The sequence below is a fragment of the Streptomyces viridosporus genome (genome assembly GCF_002078235.1).
Taxonomy (GTDB): domain Bacteria; phylum Actinomycetota; class Actinomycetes; order Streptomycetales; family Streptomycetaceae; genus Streptomyces; species Streptomyces viridosporus.
On the sequence record NZ_MSGP01000379.1, the window covers coordinates 1 to 4,372 of the forward strand.

The 4,372-nt window shown below is 74.3% G+C and carries 3 protein-coding genes and 2 pseudogenes; all 5 read right to left on the bottom strand.

Annotation, left to right across the window (positions count from 1 at the left end):
- Positions 1-1,797: pseudogene (locus B7L92_RS43960) on the bottom strand (ABC transporter ATP-binding protein); the annotation flags it as partial.
- Positions 1,798-1,850: 53 nt separating this feature from the next.
- On the bottom strand, positions 1,851-2,405 hold the full coding sequence (locus B7L92_RS25985; RefSeq protein ID WP_004979296.1) for a thioredoxin domain-containing protein: 555 nt from the start codon (positions 2,403-2,405) through the stop codon (positions 1,851-1,853).
- A 125-nt stretch (positions 2,406-2,530) separates the two neighbouring features.
- Positions 2,531-3,187 (bottom strand): MauE/DoxX family redox-associated membrane protein, encoded by a 657-nt coding sequence (locus tag B7L92_RS25995; RefSeq protein ID WP_081239821.1) that lies wholly within the window; start codon positions 3,185-3,187, stop codon positions 2,531-2,533.
- Between the two features lie 144 nt (positions 3,188-3,331).
- The gene (locus tag B7L92_RS26000; protein WP_004979294.1) at positions 3,332-3,517 is read right to left on the bottom strand and encodes a hypothetical protein; all 186 of its coding nucleotides are present in this window, start codon (positions 3,515-3,517) and stop codon (positions 3,332-3,334) included.
- Between the two features lie 429 nt (positions 3,518-3,946).
- Positions 3,947-4,372 (bottom strand): annotated as a pseudogene (locus B7L92_RS26005) (long-chain fatty acid--CoA ligase); the annotation flags it as partial.

Consider the following 4,372-nt stretch of genomic DNA (forward strand, 5'->3'; position numbering starts at 1 on the left):
GGGCGGCGGGCGGGGCCGCGGGTGTGCGGTAGCCGGCTGCCTGGAGTGCGTACAGGCGGGCGTACCGGGCGCGCCGGGCCACCAGTTCGTCGTGGGTGCCCTGCTCGACGACCTGCCCCCGCTCCAGGACGACGATCACGTCGGCGTCGCGCACGGCACCCAGGCGGTGCGAGACGAGCAGGCTGGTACCGCCCTCGCGGTGGGCGCGCAAGGAGGTGTGGATCTNNCGGCTCGTCGAGGATCACCAGGTCCCGCCGCTCGCGTACGAACGCCCGCGCCAGGGCGAGGCGTTGGCTCTGCCCCCCGGACAGCATGACGCCGGTCGCCGGGTCCTCCTTGTCCGACTCGGTGAAGAACATCCGCGACAGGAGCGTGTCGTACCCCCGGGGCAGCGCGCTCAGCGTGTCGTGGACTCCGGCCCGCACCGCCGCCTCCCGGATGCGCTCCGGCGCGCCGAGAGCGTCCAGGTCGCCCTGCGCGATGCTCTCCGCGGCCGTCATGTCGTACTCCATGTAGTCCTGGAACACGGCACTGATGCGGTCGCGCAGATCGGCCGGNNNTCGACTTCCCCGAGCCGTTGAGCCCCACGAGGGCGATCGACGCCCCGGCCGGCAGCCGCAGGGTCACCCCGCGCAGCACCCAGGGATGGTCGGGCGAGTAGCGGAACCACACGTCGCGCAGCTCGATGCAGCCGCGCAGCGGAGGCAGTTCCCGCGGCTCGGCGGGCAGGGGGAGTTCCGGCCCGGCGCGGACGACGGCCCGGTAGTGGCCGAAGAGCAGCAGGGCGTGGTGCGTTCCGGCGAGGTCACCGGTGACCGTGGTCAGGGCGGCCTGCACCCCGGCCACCGCGGCCAGGAACACCGCCACGTCACCCGGGGTCAGGCCGCCGCCCCGGGCCGCGCCGACCGTCCACAGCAGTCCGGCGCCCCCCACGACGGCCGCGAGCACGCCGAGACCGCAGCGCAGGACGGCCTCCCGGCGGTCGACGGCCCGCCGGGCCGCGTCCGCGTCGCGCCTGCTGCCGGTCATCCGGCTCCGCAGGAACGCGCCGGTGCCGAAGAGGCGTATCTCCTTCGCCGCCTCGACGTTGGCGAGCAGCCCCATGTAGAAGAACTGACGCCGCTCGTCCGGCCCGATGGACCACGCCGTCGCGGCGCGCCGGCGCGACAGCAGCACTTCGGCCACCAGGGTGGGTACGGCGGCGAGCAGCACCAGCACCATGGTCGGCGGGCTGATGACCAGCAGGGAGCCGAGGAACCCGAGGACGGTGAACGCGGCGCGTACGGCTCCGAGGATCCCGTCGACGGCCTGCACGGCGACCGGCGGGCCGACGACGGTCTGCTGGGCGAGGCGCAGCCGGTCCAGGAAGTCGGGGTTCTCGAACCGCTCCAGCCCGGGGAAGCCCTCCACGGAGGCGAACAGCCGGTCCTGCGCGAACAGGCCGACACGGCGGTCCAGTTCGGTCCGCAGGTACCGCGCCAGGTGCGGTACGGCCCCGGTGGCGATGCCGGTGGCCACCAGCACCAGCGCCGGGGCGAGGAGTTCCGGCACGCTCGCCCCGGTGGCGAGCCGGTCGACGATGAGCTTCACGGACCAGGCGGTGACGACCGGGAAGAACCCGGTGATCAGGGCGGGCACGGTGTAGAGCAGGAGGGTTCCCGCAGCCGCCCGTGCCACCAGCCGCAGGGCGTCGAGCGCCGCCGAGCGGTGGAGGCGGTCGCCGGACGGCTCCCGCGCGGGTGCGGAGGGCGCCCGGCGCGCGTCGCCGCCCGGCTCCGGACTCGCGTCAGACGGCATGGCTTTCCTTCCCAGGGACGGAGAACCGACAGGAGACGGCGAGCGGGCGGCCGTCAGTACGAGGCGACCGCCGGCCGTTCCACGTCGACCTCGTCGGTCATGACGAGCAGGCGGCCGTCGGTGCTCCGGTTCACCTTGAGCACCACCGGGAACGCCCGGACCTTGCAGGCCTCCGCGACGGCCTCGGCGTCCCGGCCGGTCAGTACCCGGGCCACGGGCGTCAGGGCCGTCACCATGGGGGCGGCGGCCTCCGCGTCCTGCGGGCCGTCGGCCGTCACCGCGGCGAGCACCTGCTCGCGTCCCCGCGGGACACCGCGCGCGTACTCCACGAACTTCGGCAGCTTCTCCTTGCACGGTCCGCAGGTGGGGGAGAAGAACGCGACCACCGTCTCGCTCCCGATCGCCGTGCCGTCCACGGGTTCGCCGCTCACGGAGGTCACCGAGAAGTCCCCGACCTCGTCACCGGGCCCGAGGGACATCCGGCCGCCGCCCCGCTCGGACAGCAGCTCGGTGTGCTCCCGCAGACGCCTGATGACGCCGACGGTGAGGATCAGGTCGAGGGTGCACAGCAGACCGACGAGGACGACGGCGGTAACGAGGACGGGCACGGACGTCTCCCTTCAGACGAGACGGACGGGACGGACGGGACTGGCGGGACGGGCGGGGCGGACGAGACGGACGAGGCGGACGGGAAGGAGAGGACGGACGGGACGAGGCACGGGAGCGGGCCGGCTCACCGGCCCGGCCGGACGGGGAGGCGCGGCTGCCGAGCGCGGTCGGCGGCGCCCGTGCCGCCCGTGCCGCCCGTGACGTTCGGGGAACGCCGAGGACGCGCGGTGCGCGAGGAGTTCACCGGGCCGGCGGGTCGGAACAGCTCCACGATCGTGTCGAGGGCGGTCACGCAGCCGCCGACGAGCAGCCCTGCCAGCGCGGCCACCGCCAGCGCCCCGGGCTGGACGGAGGTGGCCTCCCGCGGCGTCGACGTCCAGGCCGCGGACGCGGCGAGCACGGCGAGCAGCACGTTGCGCACGATGTGCCGGACGCCCAGCGGCTCCCTCGATGCGCTGCCGAAGCACCGGCAGACCGCTCGGGTGCCCCGGGCGACGACACGGGTGAGGGCGACCGCGAACACGACGAGCAGCGCGGCGGCCAGAGCCAGCCCGGCACCCGCGGGACGGGGCCACGGCATCAGGACCAGCGCGCACACCAGCCACTCCGCCGCCACCACGGCGACCGCCGCGGCCCGGGTCACCGCACCGGGCAGGACGTCCAACCGGCCCAGGGACGCGGTGAACGCGGCGAAGGACCGCCCGCTCCTCGCCTTGCCCACGGCAGCGGTCAGGAAGACGGTGGCGATGAGCACGCGCACGGCGAACTCCGCGTAGGGCACAGGGGTGACACCTCCTGCTGGACGGACCGAAAGGCGGGGGAGGAGCCGGGGACACCGGACGGTCGGTGAACGGCCGGCGCGCGCGGCCGCCACGCCGCGCACGGCACCGGTGTCCCCGGCGGCACGTCAGATCACGTCACCGCGTCAGCAACCCGGGCAGCTGCGCCAGCAGTTGATGGAGCCGCAGTAGGTGTTGACGCAGCAGGCGCTGCGGGCGCACTGCCAGCACTCGTTGAAGCACTGACAGGCCTGGGCCGAGGCCGCGGCCTCCACCTTCGGAACGAACAGGCCGAGGAGCCTGCTGCTGAGGGATTCCAGTGCCCTGGACATGAAGTCCTCCTTCTGGAAGGCGGGTGGGAGGGCGTCGCGAAGCCCGGAGCGCGGTGCGTCCCGGACGCCCGATGCGCTGTCGCAGTCGGTCTCTCCACGACGGCCACCCCGGAGCCTAGGGACGCCGGACGAGGCGATTCCAGCGTCCGGCCGTCCCGGACACCGTCCAGGACGGCGCGCCCGTCCCGCACGGTGTCCGGGACACGCCCCGGGACACCGTGCACGGCCCTGCCCGCACCCGACGACCGGTCCCGGAGGCCCACCCGTCCGGCAGCCGTCCCGGACGCCCTGCGGGAATCCGTAGTGCCCCTCTCCGCAAGGGGACCCGCCGGTTTCCGTCCGTGCCGGACGAGGGGGAAGGATCCCGGTGGGCGGCCCACGGACGGTCCAGGACCGCCGGCGTCCTGTTCGCCGGCGGCGTTCCGGACGTCAGGAGTAGAGCGCTTCGATCTCCTCGGCGTACGCCTCCTGCGCCGCTCGTCGCTTGACCTTGAGCGAGGGGGTCAGCAGTCCGTTGTCCTCGGTGAACTCGCCTTCGACGAGGGTGAAGGCCCGGATGGACTCGGCGCGGGAGACGGCCCGGTTGGCGTAGTCGACGGCCTGCTGGACGTCGGCGCGCATCCGCGGGTCGCGGACGACGTCGGACATGGGGGTGTCGGCGGGCATCCCGCGGACCGACAGCCAGTGGGCGACCGTCTCGGGGTCCAGGGTGATCAGCGCGGCGACGAAGGGGCGGTTGTCACCGACGACGAGGCACTGGCCGACGGGCGGGCGGCTGCGCAGGCGGTCCTCCAGGACGGACGGGGAGACGTTCTTGCCGCCGGTCGTGACGAGGACGTCCTTCTTGCGGCCGGT